This window comes from Pseudomonas sp. GL-B-12 (genome assembly GCF_019955895.1).
GTDB lineage: Bacteria > Pseudomonadota > Gammaproteobacteria > Pseudomonadales > Pseudomonadaceae > Aquipseudomonas.
Genome location: NZ_JAHBCX010000006.1, coordinates 38,962 through 62,942 on the forward strand (window position 1 = coordinate 38,962; position 23,981 = coordinate 62,942).

Annotated in this window: 19 protein-coding genes and 1 pseudogene; 12 read left to right on the forward strand and 8 right to left on the reverse strand. The window is 60.7% G+C overall.

Going from position 1 to position 23,981, the window contains the following annotated elements:
* Positions 1-46: 46 nt before the first annotated feature.
* The 3 genes from KGA85_RS03570 to KGA85_RS03580 are packed head-to-tail and all read right to left on the reverse strand — an operon-like array spanning position 47 to position 4,082.
* Complete coding sequence (locus KGA85_RS03570) at positions 47-1,657, reverse strand: arylsulfatase (RefSeq protein WP_223457283.1); 1,611 nt, start codon at positions 1,655-1,657, stop codon at positions 47-49.
* A 14-nt stretch (positions 1,658-1,671) separates the two neighbouring features.
* On the reverse strand, positions 1,672-2,487 hold the full coding sequence (locus KGA85_RS03575) for an ABC transporter ATP-binding protein (protein WP_223457285.1): 816 nt from the start codon (positions 2,485-2,487) through the stop codon (positions 1,672-1,674).
* Complete coding sequence (locus tag KGA85_RS03580) at positions 2,484-4,082, reverse strand: ABC transporter permease (RefSeq protein WP_223457286.1); 1,599 nt, start codon at positions 4,080-4,082, stop codon at positions 2,484-2,486. The genes KGA85_RS03575 and KGA85_RS03580 overlap by 4 nt, the downstream gene beginning before the upstream one ends.
* A gap of 279 nt (positions 4,083-4,361) precedes the next feature.
* On the opposite strand from KGA85_RS03580, the gene KGA85_RS03585 reads away from it, so the two are divergent.
* Positions 4,362-5,375, forward strand: a complete 1,014-nt coding sequence (locus KGA85_RS03585) for an ABC transporter substrate-binding protein (protein ID WP_223457288.1) — start codon at positions 4,362-4,364, stop codon at positions 5,373-5,375.
* A gap of 123 nt (positions 5,376-5,498) precedes the next feature.
* On the opposite strand, the gene KGA85_RS03590 is transcribed toward KGA85_RS03585, so the two are convergent.
* Positions 5,499-6,419: a LysR family transcriptional regulator gene (locus tag KGA85_RS03590; protein ID WP_223457290.1), complete on the reverse strand. Its 921-nt coding sequence runs from the start codon at positions 6,417-6,419 to the stop codon at positions 5,499-5,501.
* A 183-nt stretch (positions 6,420-6,602) separates the two neighbouring features.
* On the opposite strand from KGA85_RS03590, the gene KGA85_RS03595 reads away from it, so the two are divergent.
* The 8 genes from KGA85_RS03595 (at position 6,603) to KGA85_RS03630 (ending at position 15,045) form a co-directional block, all read left to right on the forward strand.
* Positions 6,603-7,523: a TauD/TfdA dioxygenase family protein gene (locus KGA85_RS03595; protein WP_223457292.1), complete on the forward strand. Its 921-nt coding sequence runs from the start codon at positions 6,603-6,605 to the stop codon at positions 7,521-7,523.
* A 117-nt stretch (positions 7,524-7,640) separates the two neighbouring features.
* Entirely contained in the window at positions 7,641-10,001 is a 2,361-nt protein-coding gene (locus KGA85_RS03600; RefSeq protein ID WP_223542916.1) for a TonB-dependent receptor, read from the forward strand.
* Positions 10,002-10,260: 259 nt separating this feature from the next.
* Positions 10,261-11,070, forward strand: a complete 810-nt coding sequence (locus tag KGA85_RS03605; protein WP_223533349.1) for an energy transducer TonB — start codon at positions 10,261-10,263, stop codon at positions 11,068-11,070.
* A 44-nt stretch (positions 11,071-11,114) separates the two neighbouring features.
* Positions 11,115-11,840 carry a MotA/TolQ/ExbB proton channel family protein gene (locus tag KGA85_RS03610; RefSeq protein ID WP_223457297.1) on the forward strand — a complete coding sequence of 242 codons (726 nt, stop codon included), beginning with the start codon at positions 11,115-11,117 and terminating at the stop codon, positions 11,838-11,840.
* Between the two features lies 1 nt (position 11,841).
* A complete protein-coding gene (locus tag KGA85_RS03615; protein ID WP_007972930.1) occupies positions 11,842-12,243 on the forward strand; it encodes an ExbD/TolR family protein in 402 nt (133 codons plus the stop codon).
* 287 nt (positions 12,244-12,530) lie between these two features.
* Positions 12,531-13,112, forward strand: a complete 582-nt coding sequence (locus KGA85_RS03620; RefSeq protein WP_046040744.1) for an alpha/beta hydrolase — start codon at positions 12,531-12,533, stop codon at positions 13,110-13,112.
* Between the two features lie 55 nt (positions 13,113-13,167).
* On the forward strand, positions 13,168-14,100 hold the full coding sequence (locus tag KGA85_RS03625) for a sigma 54-interacting transcriptional regulator (RefSeq protein WP_223533348.1): 933 nt from the start codon (positions 13,168-13,170) through the stop codon (positions 14,098-14,100).
* 162 nt (positions 14,101-14,262) lie between these two features.
* The gene (locus KGA85_RS03630; protein WP_046040746.1) at positions 14,263-15,045 is read left to right on the forward strand and encodes a MetQ/NlpA family ABC transporter substrate-binding protein; all 783 of its coding nucleotides are present in this window, start codon (positions 14,263-14,265) and stop codon (positions 15,043-15,045) included.
* Positions 15,046-15,547: 502 nt separating this feature from the next.
* Here KGA85_RS03630 and KGA85_RS03635 read toward each other — a convergent pair.
* Positions 15,548-16,744: an AAA family ATPase gene (locus KGA85_RS03635; protein ID WP_223533347.1), complete on the reverse strand. Its 1,197-nt coding sequence runs from the start codon at positions 16,742-16,744 to the stop codon at positions 15,548-15,550.
* 177 nt (positions 16,745-16,921) lie between these two features.
* Here KGA85_RS03635 and KGA85_RS03640 point away from each other — a divergent pair, with 177 nt between their 5' ends.
* From KGA85_RS03640 to KGA85_RS03650, 3 genes are read left to right on the forward strand one after another with little or no spacing between them, the layout of a single operon-like run.
* Positions 16,922-18,025: an efflux RND transporter periplasmic adaptor subunit gene (locus KGA85_RS03640; RefSeq protein WP_223457304.1), complete on the forward strand. Its 1,104-nt coding sequence runs from the start codon at positions 16,922-16,924 to the stop codon at positions 18,023-18,025.
* Positions 18,022-19,086, forward strand: a complete 1,065-nt coding sequence (locus tag KGA85_RS03645; protein ID WP_223457306.1) for an efflux RND transporter periplasmic adaptor subunit — start codon at positions 18,022-18,024, stop codon at positions 19,084-19,086. Before KGA85_RS03640 ends, KGA85_RS03645 begins: the two co-directional genes overlap by 4 nt.
* Entirely contained in the window at positions 19,083-22,133 is a 3,051-nt protein-coding gene (locus KGA85_RS03650; RefSeq protein ID WP_223536349.1) for an efflux RND transporter permease subunit, read from the forward strand. The genes KGA85_RS03645 and KGA85_RS03650 overlap by 4 nt, the downstream gene beginning before the upstream one ends.
* 34 nt (positions 22,134-22,167) lie before the next feature.
* Here the strand turns inward: KGA85_RS03650 and KGA85_RS03655 are convergent, their stop codons facing one another.
* From KGA85_RS03655 to KGA85_RS03665, 3 genes and pseudogenes are all read right to left on the reverse strand, one after another.
* Complete coding sequence (locus KGA85_RS03655; RefSeq protein ID WP_223533346.1) at positions 22,168-22,797, reverse strand: class I SAM-dependent methyltransferase; 630 nt, start codon at positions 22,795-22,797, stop codon at positions 22,168-22,170.
* A gap of 185 nt (positions 22,798-22,982) precedes the next feature.
* A complete protein-coding gene (locus tag KGA85_RS03660; RefSeq protein ID WP_223533345.1) occupies positions 22,983-23,339 on the reverse strand; it encodes a DUF6124 family protein in 357 nt (118 codons plus the stop codon).
* Positions 23,340-23,852: 513 nt separating this feature from the next.
* Positions 23,853-23,960 (reverse strand): annotated as a pseudogene (locus KGA85_RS03665) (ABC transporter permease); the annotation flags it as partial.
* Positions 23,961-23,981 lie beyond the last annotated feature (21 nt).

Below are 23,981 nucleotides of genomic sequence, written 5' to 3' on the forward strand. Positions count from 1 at the left end.
TTCGCGACCCAGCGGGAGGAAGCTCCCTCGCCACAGGGGGTAATGTTTAGTCTGGCTGAAACGGCGACTCACTCAGAATCACCCCAGTCTCATCCACATACCGCTGCCAATGCTCGATCAAGGCACCAAGCTTCTGCGGTTGGCTCGACGCCAGGTCATGAATCTCCCCCGGATCATTGCCCAGGTCATACAGCTGCCAGGTCGCCGGCCCCACCGGTCCCGGGATGTACACCGCCTTCCATTGCCCCTGTCGAATGGCGCGCCGACCGAACAGTTCCCACCCGGTGACGGTGTGCTCGTCATGCACTTGCGCCGTCTCGCCCGACAGGAACCCAAGCCACGACTTCCCGCGAACTTCCGCCACGGGTTTGCCGTGCCATTGCTTGCCCGGATGGCGCACACCGGCAAGATCCAGAATGGTTGGCGTGATGTCCATCACCGTGCCAAACCCGTGGCTGATCTGGCCCTTGAGCGGCAGCTGCGGATAGTGCACCAGCGCCGGAACACGGATCCCGCCTTCGGTGGTGAAGGCTTTGAACAGCCGCGACGGCGCGGTCGCCACTTGCGCCCAGTTCGGCCCGTACCAGACGTAGGAGTTGGCGCGGCCGATGTTGTCCAGGCTGTTGTCGTAATGCTGGTTGAGGTAGGTCAGCAACTGCGGGCCGAATTTCGGAAAGGCCTCCAGCAACGCCCCTTCGGCACCGTTATCGGACATGAACAGGATGAAGGTGTTGTCCAGTTGCCCTTGCTGGCGCAAGTAATCGACGACGCGCCCGATGTTCCAGTCCATGCGCTCGACCATCGCCGCATAAACTTCCATGGCCCGCGCGGAGATCTGTCGTTGCTCGTCGCTCAGGGCATCCCATTGTGCGGTCAGCTGGATCAACGGATGCGGCTCGACATCGGCCTCGATCAGCCCCAGTTTTTTGAGTTTTTCCAGGCGCTCAAGTCGCAGCACTTCAGGGCCGGCGTCATAACGCCCGCGGTATTTTTCCACCACCTCGGCCGGCGCCTGCAATGGCCAGTGGGGTGCGGAAAACGGCAGGTAGGCGAAGAACGGCCGGGTCTGGTCGCGCTCCTTGAGGTATTGCAGCAGCTTGTCGCCAAAGGCATCGGAGGAATAGAAATCCTTCGGTAGTTCATCGATGAATTGGTCGTCTTCGATGTACAGCGCCGGGGTGGATTTCAGTAGCCGTGGCGTCGTTTCATCGTAGGTCGGCTCGAAGCCGTAATGGTTGGCGGCACCGGGCAGCAGCGAAAACGAACGCTCGAAACCCCGGGCGTGGGGCGCCAGTTCGGCGGTCAGGCCCAGGTGCCATTTGCCGCTCATCAAGGTCTGGTAACCGGCCTCGCGAAGCAGCTCGGGCAGGGCGACCACGCGATCGTTCAGGTGCCCTTCGTAACCCGGTTTGCCGATCAGGTCCGGGGTCAATGCTTCGGCCATGGTGCCGATGCCGGCGATGTGGTGGTCGGTGCCGGTCAGGAGCATCGAACGGGTCGGCGAGCAGGTCGGCGCGGTGTGAAAATCGGTCAGGCGCAGGCCATTGCTGGCCAACGCATCGAGGTTCGGCGTGTTGATTTCGCCACCGAAGGCGCCGAGGTCGGAAAAGCCCAGGTCATCGGCCAGGATCACTAGAAAGTTGGGACGTTGCGGCATCAAGAATTTCCTTTTCAGTAGGCAATGAAGGACAGCGGCAGATCGCGGACCTGCACCGGCACGGGGGGCTGGTAGTGATCGTCGCTGGTGAGTTCGTGAAGCAGTTCTTCGCGCAATTGGTGGAAGTCGAAACTGCTGCGCTGGCGCGGATGGGGCAGGGCAATGTCGACCACTTGCTTGATCCGCCCCGGACGGGGCTCCATCACCACCACGCGGTCGGCGAGGAAGATCGCTTCCTCGACATCGTGGGTGACCAGCACGGTGGTGATTTTTGCCCTGGCGCGGATCGCCAACAGTTCGTCCTGCATTTGCTGGCGGGTCAGCGCATCGAGGGCCCCGAAGGGTTCGTCCAGCAGCAGAATACGTGGGCTGGCCACCAGGCCGCGGGCGATGGCTACGCGCTGCGCCATGCCGCCGGAGAGTTGGTGCGGATAGGCGCGGGCGAAGTCGCTCAAGCCCACCAATTCGATAAAATCGCTGATGCGCTTGTGCTTTTGTGCAGCGCTGAGTGGCTCGTTGACCAGGCCCAGGCCGATGTTGTCGGCCACGCTCAGCCACGGGAACAAGCGGTGTTCCTGGAAGACGATGCCGCGCTCGCCGCCGATGCCGGTGACGGCTTTTCCGTCCACACTGATCTGCCCGCGAAATTGCGTATCGAGGCCCACCAGCAGCCGCAGCAATGTTGATTTGCCGCAACCGCTGGAGCCGACGATGGCGACGAACTCGCCCTCGGCGATGTCCAGATTGAATTCGCGAATGGCCTCCAGTTCGAAGCCGTCGACGTCGAAGGTTTTGCCCACGTGATTGAAGCTGACAATCGGTGCGTTCATGCGTGTCTCCAGCGAGTGGCGCGGATTTCCAGGCGTTGGCCAATGAGGTTGAGCAGGGCACCGGTCAGGCCCACCAACAGCATGCCGGCCATGATCAGGTCCATGCGCAGCAGTTGCTGGGCGCCGATCATCTGGCTGCCGATGCCGCCGTTGGACGGCATGAAATATTCAGCGCCGATGGTGCCGAGCCAGGCGTAGATCAGGCTCAGCCGAAGCCCTGCAAAAATTCCCGGCGCCGCGCCCGGTAGCACCAGTCGACCAAGGCGCTGGCGCAGATTGAGGCGCAACACCTGCGCGGCCTCGTTGAGTTGCGGCGACAGGTGGGCGACGCTGCGTTGGGTGGCGATAAACAGCGGGAAAAAGGCGGCGAGGGCAACGAACACCCACTTGGCCAACTCCCCCAGACCGAACCACGCGGTGAGCAGCGGCACCCAGGCGAAAATGGCGATCTGGCGGACGGCGGCGAGGGTTGGGCCGAGCACGCGTTCACTGGTGCGCGACAACCCCAGCAGCAACCCCAAGGCAAACCCGAGCCCGCCACCGAGCAGCAATCCGCCAAGGGTTCGGCCCAGGCTCAGGGCCATGCCGCCAAGCAGCGTGCCGTCGAGCAGGCCATTCCAGGTGGTGTGCAGGACGGCCAGCGGGCTGACCAGAATGTTCGCGTCAATCCATTGCTGATCCGAGGTCAGTTGCCACAACGCCAGGAGCGCCAGCGGCAGCAGCCACGGTTGCAATCGCTGCCAACCGTGATAACGCGGCCCGCGACGGATTTCGGCAGTGGCCGGGTGCGGCCAGTGCACCAGTTTCCTGTCCAGCAGACCGATGCCGCGATCCATCGCCACGCCGATCAAGCCGATCACCACGATGCACACGAACACGATGTCGAGCATGAACAGCTGCCGCGCCCAGACCATCAGGTATCCGATGCCTTCGCTGGAAGCGAGCAGTTCGACAGCGAGCAGTGAAGTCCAGCCGGCGGCCAGCGCGAGGCGCACACCGGCCATGAATGCCGGCAGCGCGGCAGGTAGCACCAAGCGCCGGATCAACAGGTGCCTGGGCAGGCGCAACACCGCGGCGGCTTCGCGCAGCTTGGGTTGTGCATCGCGCACACCGACCAGCGTATGCAGGGTTACCGGCACTACGATGGCCTTGATCAGCACCACCAGTTTCAGCACTTCGCCAATGCCGAAAAACACCATGAACAATGGAATCCAGGCCAGCGTCGGGACTTGGGCCAGCCCGGCGAAGGTCGGAAACACCAGGTGCTCCAGTCGACGACTGAAACCCAGTGCCGCACCCAAAACAGCACCAGCGCTGATCCCGGCCAGCAGCCCCCAGAACAAGCGTTGCAGGCTGATCCACAAATGGCTCCACAACTCGCCTTGGGACAATTCCACCGCGCTGTTCCAGACCAGGGGCGGCGCCGGCAGGATCTGCTCGCTCATCCAGTGATTGCGGCTGGCGAGACACCAGAGCGTGAACAGGGTGATCGGCAGCAACCAAGGCAACAGCCGACGATTCAGACTGGGCCAAAGGCGCTGGTTTTCCAGTGGTGGCGCGGCCAACGGCAGGCTGAGAAGAGAAACACGGGTCATGGATGACCTCCGTTGTCGGTGTATGCAAAAACGATCTATAAAAAATAAAATCAATGCTATTGAGAGATAAGCAAAGCCATTTAAGGCCCCCAGCTCAGCTGCATCCAATGCATTCGAAGAATATTTTCGATGCCGTTCCTGCATACTTGGCCAAGAGCCCCGGATGCGCTGATATAGATCTAAAAGATCTAAAAATGTGAATTTATAGTATTTAAGTGTTGGTTCAACTTCGGCCTACTTTCGGCTCCTCAACGCCCGTTGCCCCAAGGAGCCGCACCCATGAACCTTCCCTTCAAACGTGTCATCAGTCTGTTCGCCGCACCGGCCCTGGCGGGGCTGCTGGCTTTCACGGCCAACGCCGGTGAACTCAAGGAAATCCGCATCGCCGTGCCGGACCTGAGTGCCGGGCCCCTGCACAGTGGTGGCGGTGTCGTGGATGTGCTGCGTGATCAACAGATCTTCGAAAAGGCTTTCGCCGATCAAGGCATCAAGATTCAGTGGAGCTTCTTCAAGGGCGCAGGTCCGGTGATCAACGAGGCGTTCGCCAACGGTCAAGTGGACCTGGCCTACCTCGGCGATCTGGCGGCCATCATCGGCAAGTCCAATGGTCTGGATACGCGACTGCTCAGTGCCTCGGCGCGGGGGGTGAAGCATTACCTCGGCGTGGTGCCGGGTTCGGGGATCAAGACCCTGCAGGACCTCAAGGGCAAACGCGTGGCCATCTTCCGTGGCACCGCCAGCCAGCTGTCCTTCGATGCGGCGCTGGCCAGCCAGGGGTTGAGCGAGAAGGATGTGAAAGTCATCAATCTCGACTTCAACGCGGCGGTCGCAGCACTGGCGGCGAAGCAGATCGATGCCTCGTGGGGCGGTTCCGGGCTGACGGCGTTGCAAGCCAAGGGGTTGGCCGAGTTGCCGCTCAATACCAAGGATCTGGGTGGCGCCGGCAGCGTGCAGGCGGTGCTGATAGGGACCGGGAAATTTGTCGACGAGCATCCGGAGGCGGTGGCGAAACTGCTCAAGGCCCAGCAGCAGGCCGTGGAGTGGCTGACCCAGGACAGCAACAAGGACGCCTACATTCAGTTGGTGTCGGGGCTGGCGAGTTATCCACCGGTAATTCTTTCTCAGGATTTGAAGGATCAGAAACTGAGCGAGGTGTTCCCCTCGACGCTCGACCCGGTATTCCTTGGCAAATTGCAGGATGCCGTGGACCTGGCGTCGCAGCAGAAGCTGATTCGCAAGTCGTTCAAGGTCAGTGATTGGGTGGCGCCGGAGTTGGTTGCGGCGAAGCTTTGAATCTCAAGCGTCTATGCGGACGCTTTCGCGAGCAAGCCCGCTCCCACGCTGGTTCTGCGGCGTACACAAATTTTGTGTTCGCTGGAAATCAAATGTGGGAGCGGGCTTGCTCGCGAAGAGGCCCTAAACCGCGACGCTGATCTGCTGCCTGTCCACCGCCACCAACGTCTCGATCATCGCCCGCGCCGCCGGTGACAAGCGGAACCCGGTGCGACTGACGATCCCGCACCGTGCATTCATGCTCTCGATGTTCTGCGGAAGGTTGCGCCAGTGCAGCAGCGCCAGCGAGCCCTGTGCGATGTCTTCAACAAACGCTTCTTCAGTCCCCACACCAATCGCATTCGATTGCAGCACCACTTTCACCAGCGCCGGGAAATGTTCGGTCTCGATGGTCGGCGAAAAATCCACCCGTCCACTGAGGTTCGCCAGCAGTTTGCGAATGCCTGGCGGGATCATCGTGGTTGCCAGCGGGTAATCGAACATGTCGTTGGTCGACAGGCTCTCCTTGGCCAGCAGCGGGTGCCCCGGCCGGCAGAAAAACACACCGCGCTTGGGTGTCAGGGCCTGGGTCTGGAAGTTCGGGTCGGACTCGAAATGACGGATGTCGGCGATGAAGAATTCGATCTCCTCACGGCTCAGCGCACGGCTGAGTTTCTCCCAGTTATCCACCTCGAAACAGGTGCGCACTTTTGGATGCGCATTGATGAATTGCGCCACCGCATCCGGCACCAGTTTCACCGCCGGTGCCGGGCCGCAGCCGAAGCGCAGCTCACCGGCATCGAGCTTGGTCATCTGCGTCACTTCGCAGCTGAGCAACGCAGCACCCTGCACCAGGCTGCGGGCATGTTGCAGCACCACCAGGCCTTCGGGGGTGGGGCGCAAATCCTTGTTGCCACGGTCCACCAGGACGCAGCCGAACTCGTGTTCGAGCCCCTGAATGCTGCGGCTGAAGGCAGGCTGGGTAATGCCCATGGCCTCGGCCGCACGCACGAAACTGCGGTGTTCGTCGAGGGCGATGAAGTAACGCAACTGGCGAAGATCCATATGCTTTTCCGGCATCCTAAAAATAGCTCGAAGGCATTTGCGACGAGGGTTGACTGAGGTTTTAAATGTAACCTCTTATTCCGTCAACGAAGCATGTAGATATCTATTAGATCTAAATAGAATATATATAGAGCAGTGTTTCGCGGCCGGTTCAACCGCAAGCAGTCTGATGAGGGTCTACCCATGAGCAATGCCGCTTTCGCAGTACAACCCGCTGTTCACACGCTTGAAATCCATCCGGTGGCCGGTCGCATCGGTGCCGAAATTCGTGGCGTACAGCTTTCGGGCGAGCTGGATGCCGCCACTGTTGAAGCCATTCAACAGGCACTGCTGCAATACAAAGTGATCTTCTTCCGCGAGCAGACCCAGCTCGACGATCAGCGCCAGGAGGCGTTCGCCCACCTGCTCGGTGAACCTGTGGCACACCCGACCGTACCGGTGCGCGAAGGCACGCGTTTTCTGCTGGAACTGGACGGTGCCGAGGGCCAGCGCGCCAGCTCCTGGCACACCGACGTGACCTTCGTCGAGGCCTACCCCAAAGCCTCGATCCTGCGCTCGGTGGTGGCCCCGGCTTTCGGCGGCGACACCCTGTGGGCCAACACCGCCACTGCCTATGACGGGTTGTCGGTGGAGCTGCGTGAGCTGGCCGACAAACTGGTCGCCGTGCACAGCAACGAATACGACTACGCCGGCACCAGGCCTGACGTCTCGGCCGAGAAGCTCGAGCGCTATCGCAAGATCTTCACCTCGACTGTCTACGAGACCGAGCACCCGGTGGTCCGCGTGCACCCAATCAGCGGTGAGAAGAGCCTGTTGTTGGGGCATTTCGTCAAACGCATCAAGGGCTATTCCCAGGCCGATTCGGCGCACCTGTTCGGCTTGCTGCAAAGCCATGTGATCCGCCAGGAAAACATCGTGCGCTGGCGCTGGAGGGCCGGTGATGTGGCGATCTGGGACAACCGCTCCACCCAGCATTACGCGGTGGATGACTACGGGACCCAGGACCGCATCGTGCGGCGAGTGACGCTCAAGGGTGAAGTACCGGTGGGTGTGAACGGGCAGGTCAGCCAGACGGTGAAAGGGCCGGATATCGACGGCGTCTGAGCCGACGCTATCGCGAGCAGGCTCGCTCCCCCACTGACCGAGTGAACACAGATCAACCACTGTGGGAGCGAGCCTGACAAGCAATAAAGCATTTATTTTGATCGGGAACCCCGCCTTATGAGTCCGTTGCACGTCGCTTCAACCTCTTCACCCCAACGGCTCAAACGCCTGCCACTGGCCTTGTTGCTGGCAGGCACTGCCAGTTGGACCCAAGGCTATGCGGCCGACAGCACCACCCCTGAAACCACCTCCGCAAAAACCGCCACGGCCGACAGTGCGCAACTGGAAACCGTGACGGTCACCACTCGCCGTCGCGAAGAAAGTTCGCAGGATGTGCCGACACCGATGAGCGTGGTCAGCGGCCAGACCCTGGAAATCCAGCGGGTTTATCGCATCCAGGATCTGCAACAGTTGGTGCCTAGCGTCAACGTCGCCTACATGCATGCGCGCCAGTCCAGCGTGTCGATCCGTGGCCTGGGCAACAACCCGGCCAGCGATGGCCTGGAAGGCAGTGTCGGCCTGTACATCGACAACGTTTACCTCGGCCGCCCCGGCATGGCCGTATTCGATCTGATGGACATCGAGCAGCTCGAAGTGCTGCGCGGTCCGCAAGGCACCTTGTTCGGCAAGAACACCACCGCCGGCGTGATCAACATCAGCACCCGCGCGCCGACCTTTACCCCCGAACGCAGCATCGAATCTTCGGTGGGCGAGGACGGATACTTCCAGACCAAGGGCACGATTTCCGGCCCGCTGAATGACGAACTCGCCGGACGCTTTTCTGCGTATCGCACCCGCAGCGACGGCGATATCAAGAACGAATTCGATGGCCACGATTTGAACGGCGGCTCGCGCGATGGCTTCCGTGGCCAGTTGCTGTTCAAGCCCAACGAGTCGTTCAACCTGCGCTGGATCGGCGACTACAACGAAGAGGATTCCAGCGCCGGCACCCGGGTGTTGTTCAACACCGGGCCGACCATCAATGGCTTCAATCTCTATCAATCGCGGGCCAATGCGGCGGGCGCGACACTGGTCGACGGCACGCACCGCAAGGTCAACCTGAACAACGACCAGCACGTCACCGTGCATCAGGGCGGCACGTCGGTCGAGGCCAACTGGACGCTGCCGAGCGACTTCACCCTGACCTCCATCAGCTCCTATCGCTGGTGGAATTTCACCCCGCGTAATGATGACGGCCTGAACGTCTCCACCTTCTTCAACGCCGGCGTTTCGGTGGAGGATAAGCAGTATTCCCAGGAGTTTCGCCTGGCGTCGCCTAGCGGTGGATTCTTCGATTACGTGCTCGGCGCCTACTACTTCGGTTCCGACCTGGACAACAAATCCTTCACCTTTTACGGCCCGCAAGCGGACATCTGGAACGGCACGCCTAACGGTGCATTGAACAACATCGACAGTGTCGGTAACGGTCATATCGAAACCAACAGTTTCGCGCTGTTCGCTCAAGGCACCTGGCACCTGACTGAGCGCCTGGATTTCACCGCCGGCCTGCGCGGTACCTATGAAGAGAAAAACGCCAGGGTGACCCGTGATGCACCCGTTGGTGGTGCCGCGGTCGCCGGTGCGGCGGCCGCGGCACGACGCGCCCGTGCGGGGGCCTTCGATTCCGGCGATCTGAACCAGTACAGCTCCAGTCCCTCGGGCCTGTTGAACCTCAGCTACCGCCTCACCGACGACCTGCTCACCTATGCCACGTTGTCCCATGGCGAAAAATCCGGTGGGGTCAATCTGGCCGTCGGCACGGCGCTGGTGGCCGGCGCCGATTCGCTGCTGATCGGCACCGAGCGCGCCAACAACGCCGAACTCGGATTCAAGAGCACCCTGTGGGACCGTCGCCTGCAACTCAACGCCAACCTGTTCTGGACCCAGGTCAACGGCTATCAGACCAACGCCTTCGACGACGTCAACCGCGTGCAGTTCCTGACCAACGCCGGCTCGGTGCGCTCACGCGGCGTGGAGTTAGAAAGCACCCTGATCCCGCTGCGTGGCCTGACGCTGAACATCAATGGCTCGTACAACGACGTCAGCTACCTCTCCTACAAGGATGCGCCGTGCCCGCCGGAAGTCAGCCTGGCGCGGGGTGCTCCAGCGTCCTGCGACCTCAGCGGCCATCAAGTAGTCGGTGCTTCGAAATGGATCGGTAACGCCAACGGCGAATACAAATGGAACCTGAGCAACGGCTTTGAAGAGTACGTCACCGCCAGCTATGCGTTCCGCTCCAAGGCGGTGGGCACGGTAGAGGATTCAGACTTCGGGCAGATCCCGAGTTATGCGGTGGTCAACCTGTCCACCGGCCTTCGCGGCGACTTCAACCAAGGGCAGTGGGACGTTTCGTTGTGGCTGAAAAACGCCTTCGACAAAACCTACTACACGACGCTGTGGACGGCCGCCAATGGCGGTTATGAAGGCTTGCTCGGCACACCGCGAACGCTGGGCGTGACCGGTCGATACGACTTCTGACGGCGAAAAACCATGCCTTGGATGAATACTTTCAATGCGGGAAAGGCATCGGTTTTTTTCCACTACGCCGGAGCCCTTGAACGGCGGGCTCTGGCGGTGGGTTGATGGTTTTATATATTCGCTTAAGGTCTAAACATAAGTTTAAACATTACTTTAAGAACTAAGCGTTCAAGCCAATGATTGCTCTACCAAGACGTCGTCGGGGGATGTTCAGTACGACGTTCCGGTAATTCGCAAAGAGACCGCAGGGAGTTAAACAATGGGCAATGTCCAGATCGCCGCCAGTGCACATGAGGTGCTGTGGCGCCAGGCACCCGGTGGTGAGTTGGTCGACCTCGGCCGACCGCACCGGGTGCCCTTGGGCCAGTTGCGTTTGCAGCGTACGCCCAAGGGCGTCCTTCGCCGACGGGAAGCGATCGTGCTGGGCGTGCTGGCGTTGCTGGTGCATGGCGCGGTGATCTATTGGGTCAATCAGCAACCGACCACCGTGCTGCCCATCGTGCCGCCGGAGATACCGCCGATGACCATCGAGTTTTCGCGTCCGGCGCCACCGGTGGTCGAGCCGCCGCCACCGCAACCTGTCCAGCCCGTGGTGGAGCCGCCTGCGCCCGTGGAAGACGAACTGGCGGTGAAACCACCTCCACCGAAGCCGGTTCCCAAGCCCAAGCCGGTGGCCAAACCGGTAGCGAAACCGGCGCCAAAAGCCGTTGAACAACCACCTGCGCCGCCACAACCGGCAGCGCCTGTCGCGGCCCCGGCGCCACCTGCACCGCCGGCGCCCGCGCCTGTGACACCAGCCTCGGCCACCGCCGGTTACTTGAAAAACCCGGCGCCGGAATACCCGTCGCTGGCCCAGCGTCGCGGCTGGGAAGGCACGGTGTTGTTGCGCGTGCATGTGCTGGCCAGCGGCAAGCCCGGCGAGATCCAGCTGCAGAAAAGCAGCGGTCGCGATGCACTGGACGAAGCCGCGCTGAACGCGGTGAAACGCTGGAGTTTCGTGCCGGCCAAGCAAGGTGATGTCGCCCGGGACGGCTGGGTCAGCGTGCCCATCGATTTCAAGATTCATTAAACCGAAACCAAATTCGCGCGAAACGTTTACACGAGGAATACACCATGACGTTACTGGCATCTCCACTTGAATCCATCGAAAGCGCGGTGATCTGGCTGCTGGTGGTTTTTTCCGTCGCGACCTGGGGTCTGGCATTGCTCAAGGGCGTGCAGTTCGGTCGCCTCAAGGCACAGGATCGAAAGTTTCATCAACAGTTCTGGGCCGCTTCGAGCCTCGACTCGGCGGCCGAACTGAGCGAAACCCGGCCCGGTGCCGCGGCCCGTGTCGCACAGGCCGGTTATGCGGCAATCCAGGTGGGCGAGGCGCCGCAGGCGGCGGACTTGAGCCAGGCGATCAATCATCAGGATCGTCTGGAGCGTGCCTTGCGTCAGCAGATCGTGCGTGAGCGCCGGTCGCTGGAAACCGGGTTGGCGGTGCTCGCGAGCATTGGCAGCACCTCGCCGTTCATTGGTTTGTTCGGCACGGTGTGGGGAATCATGGAAGCGTTGAAAGGCATCAGCGCGGCGGGCTCGGCAAGCCTTGAAACGGTCGCAGGACCGATTGGTGCGGCACTGGTCGCCACCGGCGTAGGGATCGCCGTCGCCGTGCCGGCGGTGCTGGTTTACAACTATTTTTTGCGTCGTTTGAAACTGACGGCGGCGGACCTGGATGATTTCGCCCACGACTTCTACAGCCTGGCGCAGAAGAGTTCGTTCCGTGTGCTGATCCACCCGACGGCGCACAAGGCGGTAGCCCATGGCAATGCGCAGAAAGTGAAGGAGGCGTCCTGATATGGCCTTCTCCACGCAAGACACTGATGAGGTGCTCAGCGAGATCAATGTGACGCCGCTGGTGGATGTGATGCTGGTGTTGCTGGTGGTGTTCATCGTCACCGCGCCACTGCTGACCAACGCCATTCCGATCAACCTGCCCAAGACCGAAGCGGTGGCGCCGGTGGAGCAGAAAGACCCGTTGGTGGTGAGCATCGACGGTGCCGGCAAATTGTTTATCAACAAGGACGAGATACAGCCGGACTTGCTGGAGTTCAACCTCAAGTCGGCGAAGGCCAAGGACCCCGAGGTGCGCGTGCAGTTGCAGGCGGACGATGGGGTGAATTACGGCGAAGTGGCGCGGGCCATGGCGTCGATTGAGCGGGCAGGGATTACCAAACTGTCGGTGATCACTGCGCGTTAACAGATTTTCGTTTTCCGGGGCCGTCTCCTTGGCAGGGTGCGGCCCTTTTTTTGCCTCGATTTTCGCAACGCCGCAGTACCCCGGTGGGAGCGAGCCTGCTCGCGAAGACGTCTTCAAATTCAACATCAAGGGTGGCTGATCCACCGTTATCGCGAGCAGGCTCGCTCCCACAGGGATTTGTTTTATATTCGATATAGATCTTAATAAATAGCTTCTTATTCCTTAACGAATATAAATCCTCTCCCTATACTCGACCGGGAACAGACACGCAGCAGGAGAGCTCCCCCATGCGCAACGAATCAATTCGCTACCTGATTGTGCCGGGCTGGCAAGGATCGCCAGAAGATCATTGGCAAAGCCACTGGCAGAACAGTCTGCCGAACAGCGCACGGGTGGAACAGGCCGACTGGCTGACACCGCGCCGTGAAGACTGGGTCGCGGCGCTGGCCGAGGCGATTGCCGCCGACAGCACGCCGGTGATTCTCATTGCCCACAGCCTGGGTTGCATCACCGTCGCCCATTGGGCCGCGAGCGCCCCCGTGCAGTTTTTGCGTCAAGTGCGCGGCGCCTTGCTCGTAGCGCCGGCCGATGTCGAACGCCCGGCTTGCGCGCCGGCCTTGCGCAACTTCGCGCCGATTCCGACGGATCTGCTGCCATTCCCCAGCCAGATCGTCAGCTCCGACAACGACAGCGCCGTCAGTGCACCGCGGGCCCTGGAGCTGGCGCGTAACTGGGGCGCCGAGGCGGGGATTCTGGCGGGGGCAGGGCATATCAACGTGAAGTCCGGTCATCAGCGTTGGGAGCAGGGTTTTGCCTATCTCTATCGCCTGCAAAACCGCATGGAACACCACGCCCTGCGCCGCGCTTGAACACTTTTTTTATTTAACGCCCCCGTCTCCCGGCGGTTTTGGGCGGGAGTCTGCCATGAGCTTTGAAACCTTCGGCCAGCCACTGCTGACCTTTCCCGATGCTGAAAAAAGTCCCCTGAGCATCCGCGCCAAGGCGCTGGTGTTTGTCGATCCACGGTCACGGCAATTACGTGAAGACCTTGAGCAACTGGCCACGCGTTCAGTGTCAGTGCTTATCCGTGGTGAAACCGGCACCGGTAAGGAATTGCTGGCCCGCCATATCCATCGCGCCAGTGATCGCGGCGGGTTATTCGTGTCGGTCAACTGCGGCGCCATCAGCCCGACTTATGCCGACGCCGAGTTATTCGGCTATGCCGCCGGCAGTTACAGCGGCTCGGCGAGCAGTCGTGCCGGGTGGTTCGGTTCGGCCAACGGCGGCACGCTGTACCTGGACGAAATCGGCGACCTGCCGCTGCCGATCCAGACCAAACTGCTCGCTGCGCTGGAAAACCACGAAGTCACCCGCGTCGGTGCCCAGCAGCCGAGCCCGGTGGATGTGCGGCTGGTGGCGGCCACCAGCATCGATCTGGCCCAGGCGGTTGCCGCCGGAAAATTCCATGAACGGCTCTATCACTACCTCAGCGAAGGCCAGCTCGAACTGCCGGCACTGCGCGAGCGCACGGGTGACATCCTGTCGCTGGCCGAATACTTCCTCGGGATCTACAGCCAGCGCCTCGACTTGCCAGTGCCGCTGATCAGCGAAGCGGCGCAGCTTGTGCTGGAACGTCACAGTTGGCCGGGCAATACCCGGGAGCTGGAAAACATCATTCACTTTGCGCTGCTGGTGAGTACGGGCGACGAAATTTTGCCGGAGCATCTGAACCTGCCGGAGCCCTCGATTTCGCTGGAAAAAATCGAGCAACACATTGTTTATACAAGCAAAAATGGCACTGCTGGCGAGCGTTCGGCACTCAAGCGCTTGCTGGAAAGCCTGACGCAGACGCTTTAACGCTCTGTATGAACAAAATGGAATATGAAGCTGAATAAACGTTATTGTTCGGGAATAAAAAATCCCGGTATTGTCCGCTTCACGCCAGCGATAGCACTTCACTGGCACTCTCATATTCAAGCCGTCGCCACAAGCGACTGTGATTCTCGATAAGGACACTGCATGAAAAAGGTTCTGTTGTTCACCGCACTGGCGGCTGCCCTGACCACGGGCCTGGCCCAGGCTGGCGAGAAACTGGTGGTTGCCGCGACCCCGGTTCCACACGCCGAGATTCTCGAGCTGATCAAGCCAACCCTCGCCAAAGAAGGCGTGGACCTGGAAATCAAGGTGTTCACCGACTACGTTCAACCGAACGTGCAGGTCGACCAGAAGCGTCTGGACGCCAACTACTTCCAGACCCTGCCGTACCTGAAGAGCTTCAACGAAGGCAAAGGCACTCACCTGGAAACCGTGATTGGTGTTCACGTTGAACCCTTCGGTGGCTACTCGAAGAAAGTCAAAACCCTGGCTGAACTCAAAGACGGCGCGACTATCGCTATCCCGAACGAAGGCAGCAACAGCGGCCGTGCCCTGATCCTGCTGCAGAAGGCTGGCCTGATCGAGTTGAAAGACCCGAAAAACGCCTTGGCCACGCCGAAAGACATCGCCAAGAACCCGCACAACTTCAAGTTCAAGGAGCTTGAGTCCGCGATGTTGCCGCGCGTGCTGGATCAGGTCGACCTGGACATGATCAACACCAACTACGCGCTGGAAGCGGGTCTGAACCCGGCTAAAGACGCCCTGGTAATCGAAGGTGCCGATTCGCCTTACGTGAACTTCCTGGTGGCCCGTCCGGACAACAAGGACAGCGTTGCCATCCAGAAACTGGCCAAGGCCCTGACCAGCCCGGAAGTGAAAGCCTTCATCGAGAAGAAGTACAGCGGCGCGGTACTGCCGGCGTTCTGATTCGCGAAGCAAACCCCTTCAAGGTTTCAAACGCCGACGGCTGATTTAGCGTCGGCGTTTTTTTTGGCGTTCGATTTACTTGTAGCGAGGGCGCTCTTGTGGCGAGGGAGCTCGCTCCCGTTCGGCTGCGCAGCAGTCGCAAATACCGGCAAAGCGGTGTGTCTGGATCTGGAAGAGTCTGATCGCAGGTTTTGGGGTTGCTCCGCAACCCAGCGGGAGCAAGCTCCCTCGCCACAAAAAAACAACTCCAGAACCTGCTGAAAACCTTCAAACCGGCCCGGCCTTCAACGCCCTGCGCAACGCCATCAATAATTTCAGAATGTCCTGCGGATCCAGCCGTTGCGGCGTTGGTTCGTCTGCCATGTTCTCGTCCTTGTGAGATTTTGCCCGGGAGTCTGGCCAAAAGTGGTTCGTCCTTGGCGCTGTGTTTCGAAAAAAAGATCCTTCCTACGGTGCAAGGGAAAATAGACGTCTTCCATTGCCCCGGCAAATCAGGCGCCGCTCAATCCGGCCAATACCATGCCGGCTCATCCAGCATGCGCTGGCCCACGATCCCGGTCTGGCCAAGATTTTTCTCCAGCACGATGCAGTTGCAGTCGGGGTCCTGCTGCAAGGCCGAAATCAAACGCCGGGCATGGGACACCACCCACACCTGGCACTGCTCGGAGGCGCGGATGATCAAGCGTGCCAACGCCGGCAGCAGGTCCGGATGCAGGCTGGTTTCCGGCTCGTTCAGTACCATCAGCGTCGGCGGCCGTGGCGTCAGCAGCGCCGCGACCAACAGCAGGTAGCGCAACGTTCCGTCCGACAACTCGGCGGCCGACAGCGGCCGCAACAAACCTTCCTGAAAGAACTCGATGGCGAAGCGCCCGCCCGGCAGTGGTTCGATGTTCAGTCGTGCGCCGGGGAAGGCGTCGCTGATCGCCGCCCGCAAAGCCTCGGGGTCGCCAATTTCGATGATTGTCTGCAAGGCCGCCGCCAGATCGCGTCCGTCGTGGTGCAGCACCGGCGTGCGGGTGCCCAGTTGCGGTTGACGCGCCGGGGCGTCGGCATCGCTGCGAAAGTGATCGTAGAAGCGCCAGCGGCGGATGAACTCGCGTATCTCCAGCACTTCCGGCGAACCGCGCAGGCTACCGACCTGATCGAACAGGCTGTCGAAAGTCGGCGTGTGTTGCGCCAATACATCCCAGCGGCGATCGGCGCGGGCACGGATCATTGGGCCGTCACGATCGACCAGCAGACTGGCTGGGCGATAGAACACCCCGGCCCAGAGGCATTCGCGTTTGATCTGCGGGTCGAGGCTGAAATAAGACGGTGTCGGCGTGCTGCGTCCGGGCAGCATGAAATGGCCATTGGAATCGGGCAGGCCGAGGCTGATCGAGTAGCCGAAATCCTCTCCCGCGAACCCCAGGCGCAGGCGTTTGACGCCCTGGCGCACGGTGGGCTCGATGGCGACTTCGCCGGTGCGCATACGCCGGGAGAGGGTTTCCGGGCCGGCCCAGAAGGTCGAATCCAGGCCACCTTCACGGGCCAGGGCATTGACCACGCCGCCGTGGGCGGTTTCCGCCAGCAGGCGCAGCGCGCGATACAGGTTGGATTTGCCGCTGCCGTTGGGGCCGGTGATCAGATTCAGCCGGCCCAGCGGGATCACCAGTTTGTTGATCGAGCGGTAATTGGCCACCGCGAGAGTTTTGAGCATGTGGGTTCCTGAGGCGGGATCGACCGGGGCTCATTGTCAGGCATGCGCAGGCGTCTATGGCAAGTGTTTGAGGGCCAAAATGGTGCGGATTTTTTCTTCATAAGACGCTCGTGCAAGGTTTAGATCCTGTTCTAAGCTCTCTGTCGTGTTGTACATGGAAAAGGCCAAGGAGTTTGCATGGTGGTTCCCGGATTGAAAGTAGTAATGGCCTTGAGTGTCGTCACCCTGCTGACGGCTTGCGACGAGAAAAAACCCGTGCAGGAATACCTGCCCCGGGTGTTCGTACAAGTCGTCAAACCAGCGGATTACGCGGCCTCGGTTACCCTCACCGGTGATATCCAGGCGCGGATACAGACGGAGCTGTCTTTTCGTGTGGGTGGCAAGATCATCCAGCGTTCGGTTGACGTCGGTGATCGAGTGACAGCCAAGCAAGTGCTGGCCCGGCTCGACCCGAAGGATTTGCAGACCAGTGTCGATTCGGCCCAGGCGCAAGTCGTCGCCGAACAGGCGCGGGTGACGCAGAGTGCGGCGGCGTTCGTGCGTCAGCAAAAATTGCTGCCCAAGGGCTATACCAGCCAGAGCGAATACGATTCGGCCCAGGCCGCCTTGCACAGTAGTCAGAGTGCCCTGAGCGCCGCCCAGGCGCAGTTGGCCAACGCCAAGGATCAGCTGAGCTATACGGCGCTGATCGCCGATGCGCCGGGGATCATTACCGAGCGTCAGGCCGAAGTCGGCCAGGTGGTGCAGGCGACCATGCCGGTCTTCAGCCTGGCCCGTGACGGCGACCGGGATGCGGTGTTCAACGTCTATGAATCACTGCTGGCCGAGAAGCCGAAAGATCAAACCATCGTCCTCAGCCTGCTCGACAACCCGGCGATCAAAACCACCGGCACCGTGCGCGAAGTCACCCCCTCTGTATCGGCGCAATCCGGCACCGTGCAGGTCAAGGTCGGCCTCGACAAACTGCCCGACGGCATGCAGTTGGGCTCGGTGGTGAGTGCCACGGCCAGGGGATCGGGCAAGTCGGTCATCGAGTTGCCGTGGTCGGCGCTGACCAAAAACATCAGTGCCCCCGCTGTCTGGATTGTCGACGACAAGGGCAAGGCCCAATTGCATTCGGTCACGGTCAGCCGCTACCTGACCGGCAAGGTCATCATCAGCGACGGCTTGAAGGACGGGGACAAAGTCATCATCGCGGGCGGACAACTCTTGCACCCGGACATGGAAGTCGAAATTGCCGAAAACACTTACAAGGATCTGACGTGGGGAGCCAAGCCATGAAGCCTTTATGGGCGTTGTCCATCGGGCTGGTGCTGAGCGCCTGTTCCAAAAGCGAACCGCCGCCGGCACCGGTACGGCCGGTGCTGTCGATCAAGGTCCAGACCTTGAACGAAGAGGACCTGGGCCGCTTCGCCGGCAGCATCCAGGCGCGCTATGAAACCGATACCGGCTTCCGTGTGGGCGGGCGAATCGCCAGCCGTAACGTCGATGTCGGCACCGAGGTGGAGAAGGGTACGCTGCTCGCCACCCTCGATCCTTCCGACCAGCAGAACCAATTGCGCTCGGCCCAGGGCGACCTGGCGAAAATCCAGGCGCAACTGATCAACGCCAAGGCCACGGCCCAGCGTCAGCAAGCCTTGTTTGACCGCGGGGTTGGCGCGCAAGCGCAACTCGACGAGGCCAACACGGACCTGAAAACCACCCAGGCCTCACTCGATCAGGCCCGGGCGGCCGTCAACCAGAGCAAGGACCAATTGGGCTACACCGAGCTGCGCGCAGACCATAAAGCGGTGGTCACCCAGTGGAGCGCCGAGGCCGGGCAAGTGGTGTCGGCCGGTCAGCAAGTGGTGACACTGGCGCAACCGGACATCAAGGAAGCGGTGATCGACCTGCCGGATACCCTGGTCGATCAACTGCCCAGCGATGTGGTGTTCCTGGTCGCTGCGCAACTTGATCCGAGCATCAATACCACCGCCATCATCCGTGAGATCGAACCTAAGGCTCAAAGTGCCACACGCACCCGTCGCGCCCGCCTGACCCTGGCCGAAACGCCGCCCGGCTTTCGCCTGGGTACGGCCATCAGCGTCACCCTGAGCTCGGCGATCAAGCCGCGCATCGAGTTGCCTGTCACCGCGCTGCAGGAGGTCGATGGCAAGCCACGCATCTGGGTGATTGATGCACAAAGTAAAACCGTCTCCCCCCGTGACGTCACCGTGATCAGCCGCACCGACAGCACTGTGGTGCTGGCCGACGGCGTGAAGAACGGCGAGCGGGTGGTCAGTGCCGGTGTGAACAGCCTCAAACCGGGGCAACAAGTGAAAATCGACGAGGACAGTCAATGAAAGGGCCTTTCAACCTCTCGGAATGGGCCCTCAAGCATCAGTCGTTCATCTGGTATCTGATGTTCGTCGCATTGCTGATGGGTGTGTTCTCGTATTTCAACCTGGGGCGCGAAGAAGACCCTTCGTTCACCATCAAAACCATGGTGATCCAGAGCAAATGGCCGGGGGCGACCCAGGAGGAAACCCTCAAGCAGATCACCGACCGGATCGAGAAAAAGCTCGAAGAACTCGACTCCCTCGACTACGTGAAAAGCTACACGCGCCCCGGTGAATCCACGGTGTACGTGTACCTGCGCGACACCACCAGCTCCAAGGACATCCCGGAGATCTGGTACCAGGTACGCAAGAAGATCAACGACATCAAATACCAGTTCCCGCAAGGCATACAGGGGCCGTCGTTCAACGACGAGTTCGGCGACGTCTTCGGCTCGATCTACGCCTTCACCGCCGACGGCCTGACCCTGCGTCAGTTGCGCGACTACGTGGAACAGGCGCGCATGGAAATTCGCGGCGTGCCGGGGCTGGGTAAGATCGAAATGGTCGGCCAGCAGGACGAAGTGCTGTACCTGAACTTCTCCACACGCAAACTCGCAGCGCTGGGCATCGATGAGCGTCAGGTGGTGCAGAGCCTGCAAAGCCAGAACGCCGTGACCCCGGCGGGTGTCATCGAGGCCGGGCCGGAGCGGATTTCGGTGCGCACTTCAGGGAAGTTCGCTTCGGAGAAAGACCTGGCCGAGGTCAACCTCAAGCTCAACGACCGCTACTATCGTCTGGCCGACATTGCCGAAATCAGTCGCGGCTATGTCGATCCGGCCTCGCCGGAATTCCGCTACAACGGCAAACAGGCCATCGGCCTGGCGATTGCCATGCAAAAGGGTGGCAACGTCCAGGCGTTCGGCAAGGCCTTGCACGCCCGTATGGACCAGTTGACCGCCGACCTGCCGGTGGGGGTCGGCATTCACAACGTCTCCGACCAGGCCGTGGTGGTGGAAGAGGCCGTCGGCGGCTTTACCAGTGCCTTGTTCGAGGCAGTGGTGATCGTGCTGCTGGTCAGCTTCGTCAGCCTTGGCGTGCGCGCCGGTTTGGTGGTGGCGTGCTCGATCCCGTTGGTGCTGGCGATGGTGTTCGTGTTCATGGAATACAGCGGCATCACCATGCAGCGGATTTCCCTCGGTGCACTGATCATCGCCCTCGGCCTGCTGGTGGACGATGCGATGATCACCGTGGAAATGATGGTCACCCGTCTGGAATTGGGCGAGACCAAGGAGCAGGCGGCGACCTTCGCCTACACCTCCACGGCGTTCCCGATGCTCACCGGTACGCTGGTCACCGTGGCGGGCTTCGTGCCGATCGGCTTGAACGCCAGCTCCGCCGGCGAATACACCTACACCCTGTTTGCGGTGATCGCCTGCGCGATGTTGGTCTCATGGGTGGTGGCGGTTCTGTTTGCGCCGGTGATCGGCGTGCACATCCTCAGCACCAACGTGAAACCCCACGAAGGCGAACCCGGGCGCATCGGCAAAGCGTTCAACGGCGGGCTGTTGTGGTGCATGCGCAATCGCTGGTGGGCCATTGGCATCACCGTGCTGTGCTTTGTACTGGCGCTATTTAGCATGCGCTATGTGCAGAACCAGTTCTTCCCGTCTTCGGATCGCCCGGAAATCCTGGTGGACCTGAACCTGCCGCAAAACGCCTCGCTCGACGAAACCCGCCGGGCCGTCGATCGCCTCGAAGCCACGCTCAAGGACGATCCGGACATCGTGCGCTGGAGCACCTACGTCGGTCAGGGCGCGATCCGTTTCTATCTGCCACTGGACCAACAACTGCAAAACCCGTTCTACGCGCAGTTGGTGATCGTCAGCAAAGGCCATACCCGTGAAGCCATGATGCAGATGCTTCGCGAGCGCTTGCGCAACGACTTCGTCGGCATCGGCAGTTATGTCCAGGCGCTGGAAATGGGCCCGCCGGTAGGGCGTCCGATCCAGTACCGGGTCAGCGGCAAGGACATCGACCAGGTGCGCCGACATGCCATCGACCTGGCCACGGAGCTGGACAAGAACCCGCACATTGGCGAGATCATCTACGACTGGAACGAACCTGGCAAAGTCCTGCGCATCGACATCGCCCAGGACAAGGCGCGGCAGTTGGGGCTGTCTTCCGAGGATGTGGCCAACCTGATGAACGGCATCGTCAGCGGCCAGACGGTGACCCAGGTCGATGACGACATTTACCTGATCAACGTGGTCGGGCGCGCGGTGGATTCCGAACGCGGTACGCCGGAAACCCTGCAGAATCTGCAAATCGTCACGCCGAGCGGCACGTCGATTCCGCTGCTGGCATTCGCCACGGTGCGCTACGAACTGGAGCAGCCGTTGGTATGGCGTAGGGATCGCCTGCCGACCATCACCATCAAGGCGGCGATACGCGACGAGATCCAGCCGACGGACCTGGTGAAAATCCTCAAGCCGTCCATCGACGCTTTCGCTGCCAAACTGCCGGCGGGCTACAAGGTAGCCACCGGTGGTACGGTGGAGGAAAGCGGCAAGGCCCAGGGCCCGATTGCCAAGGTGGTGCCGCTGATGCTGTTCATGATGGCGACCTTCCTGATGATCCAGCTGCACAGCGTGCAGAAGCTGTTCCTGGTAGCCAGCGTTGCGCCGCTGGGGCTGATCGGCGTGGTGATCGCGCTGGTGCCGACGGGCACGCCGATGGGCTTCGTGGCGATCCTCGGGATTCTGGCGCTGATCGGTATCATCATCCGTAACTCGGTGATCCTGGTGACCCAGATCGAAGAGTACGAGCAGAAGGGCTACGCGCCGTGGGATGCGGTGGTACAGGCCACCGAACATCGACGTCGGCCGATCCTGCTGACCGCGGCGGCGGCGAGCATGGGGATGATCCCGATTGCCCGGGAAGTGTTCTGGGGGCCGATGGCCTACGCAATGATCGGCGGGATCGTCATCGCCACCTTGCTGACGCTGCTGTTTTTGCCGGCGCTGTATGTGGCCTGGTACAAGATTCGCGAGCCGAAGAAAGAGGCTGTTTAAAAAGCGAGCGCATCGCGCTCATCGTCGGAATTGACTACACAGCCTTACGCCAAACACTCGCCAACCAAGGCTGCTGCTCCCGCGGCAGCCCTGCCGGCCGGTAGTAATGCTCCAGCTCCACAAACCCCGCCTCGATCAACAATTGTTGCCAGGCCGCCAGGTCGTGATACGACCCATAACGCGGCCCGTTCCAGCCTTCCTGATTCTCGCCACGGGGATTGGAACTGAACAACACCCCACCCGGTTTCAGCGCTCCCCACAACTGCTTCAACACCCGCGGTAATTCCTGACGCGGAACATGAAACAGCACCGCGTTGGCAAAAATCCCGTCGAAACGCTCGGCCGGCAGATCAAGCTTCAAGAAGTCCTGCTGCCACACCTCGCACCCGCTGTCTTCACGGGCCATCTGCGCGAATTTTTCCGAACCGTCGAGGCCGACCGCCTTGTGGCCCATATGGGTGAAGGTTTGCAAATCCCGACCCGGTCCGCAGCCAAAATCGAGAATGTCGAAAGGCGCCTCGCCCTGAATATGGCGCAACAGGGCATCGATGTTCTGGCTGACGTCGTGATCACGGGTGCCTTCTCGGAAACTTTCGGCCGTCGAGTTGTAGTGGCCCAGGGTCGTGGTGGTGATCTGTTCGAGGTCGTCGGGTGTTTGCTTCATGGTCGGCTGCGCAGGCAATTTGGATTCACCGAATATACGCCATGGCGTCGGGGGCTGCTGCGCAGCCCATCGCGAGCAGGCTCGCTCCTACAATGATTCGCGCCGTGCATAAATTTGGTCTGCACTGAGGATCAACTGTGGGAGCGAGCCTGCTCGCGAAGGCGGTGGTACTGACAACAGATGGCTCAGCTCTTTTTCATCCCCAAACATTCAATGGAGTGATCCACCATCGCCTTGGCAATCTCCAGCAAATGCCAGATCGAGTACACCATCGCCCGGTCGGCGCCCTTGAGTTGATCGCCACACTGATACGCCGTGACCGAAGCACAACGCAGCAGGTCGGCGACATAGAGCTGGGTGTCTTCAAAGCTCACGTCTTTGCTGACGTTGTAGAAGCGCATTTCATCGGGTGGTGCGGGTTGTTTGCCGGTGAGGTAGAAATCAATGGCCCGGTAGAGCGCTGATCGATCCCTGAGAGGGTCTTCAGTTCCGGTTTCGTTGGTGGGATTTTCAGGTGGTGGATCGGGGACAGATCTTTTCATTGGTAAAACTCCGATGTAGTTGGAGCCAACCGATATCGCGACTAAACGAATAGGGGGTGGCGGCTGCACGCAGGTTAGTCGACCGGACACCGGGAACCGGCGCACCCGAAGGTGCCCTGCGCACAGCCACCATAGATTTCAGGCGATAAAAAATACCTGAATATGGGTAGCACTATGCGTCCGGTCCGGGCGACTAAACCCGATCACTGATAAGCAGTGACGGACCGAGACTAGCCACGGAATTTGGCGGGCGCAAGCGAGCGAAATGATCTAGGAAATGTCCTGCAAAAGAAAGGGAACAGGCCTGCAAAACCGCTGATTTTCCTGTACGAAAACTTCCCTCTGGAAGTCTGTGATCACCTGTGGCGAGGGGGCTTGCCCCCGTTGGGACGCGAAGCGGCCCCAAAAACCGTTCAATGAGGTGTGTCAGAAAAACAAGGTCGCAGGTTTTGCGACTGCTGCGCAGTCGAACGGGGGCAAGCCCCCTCGCCACAAAGGGTGTTCGCAATGTGCTTAGCGCTTGTTCAACCCCCGCGCCAACCGGTCCCCACCCAACTGAATCACCGCCACCAACACCTCAATCACCGTCAACATGATCTGGCTGACAAACCACGGATATCCATTCGGCGCGATTCATTGTGG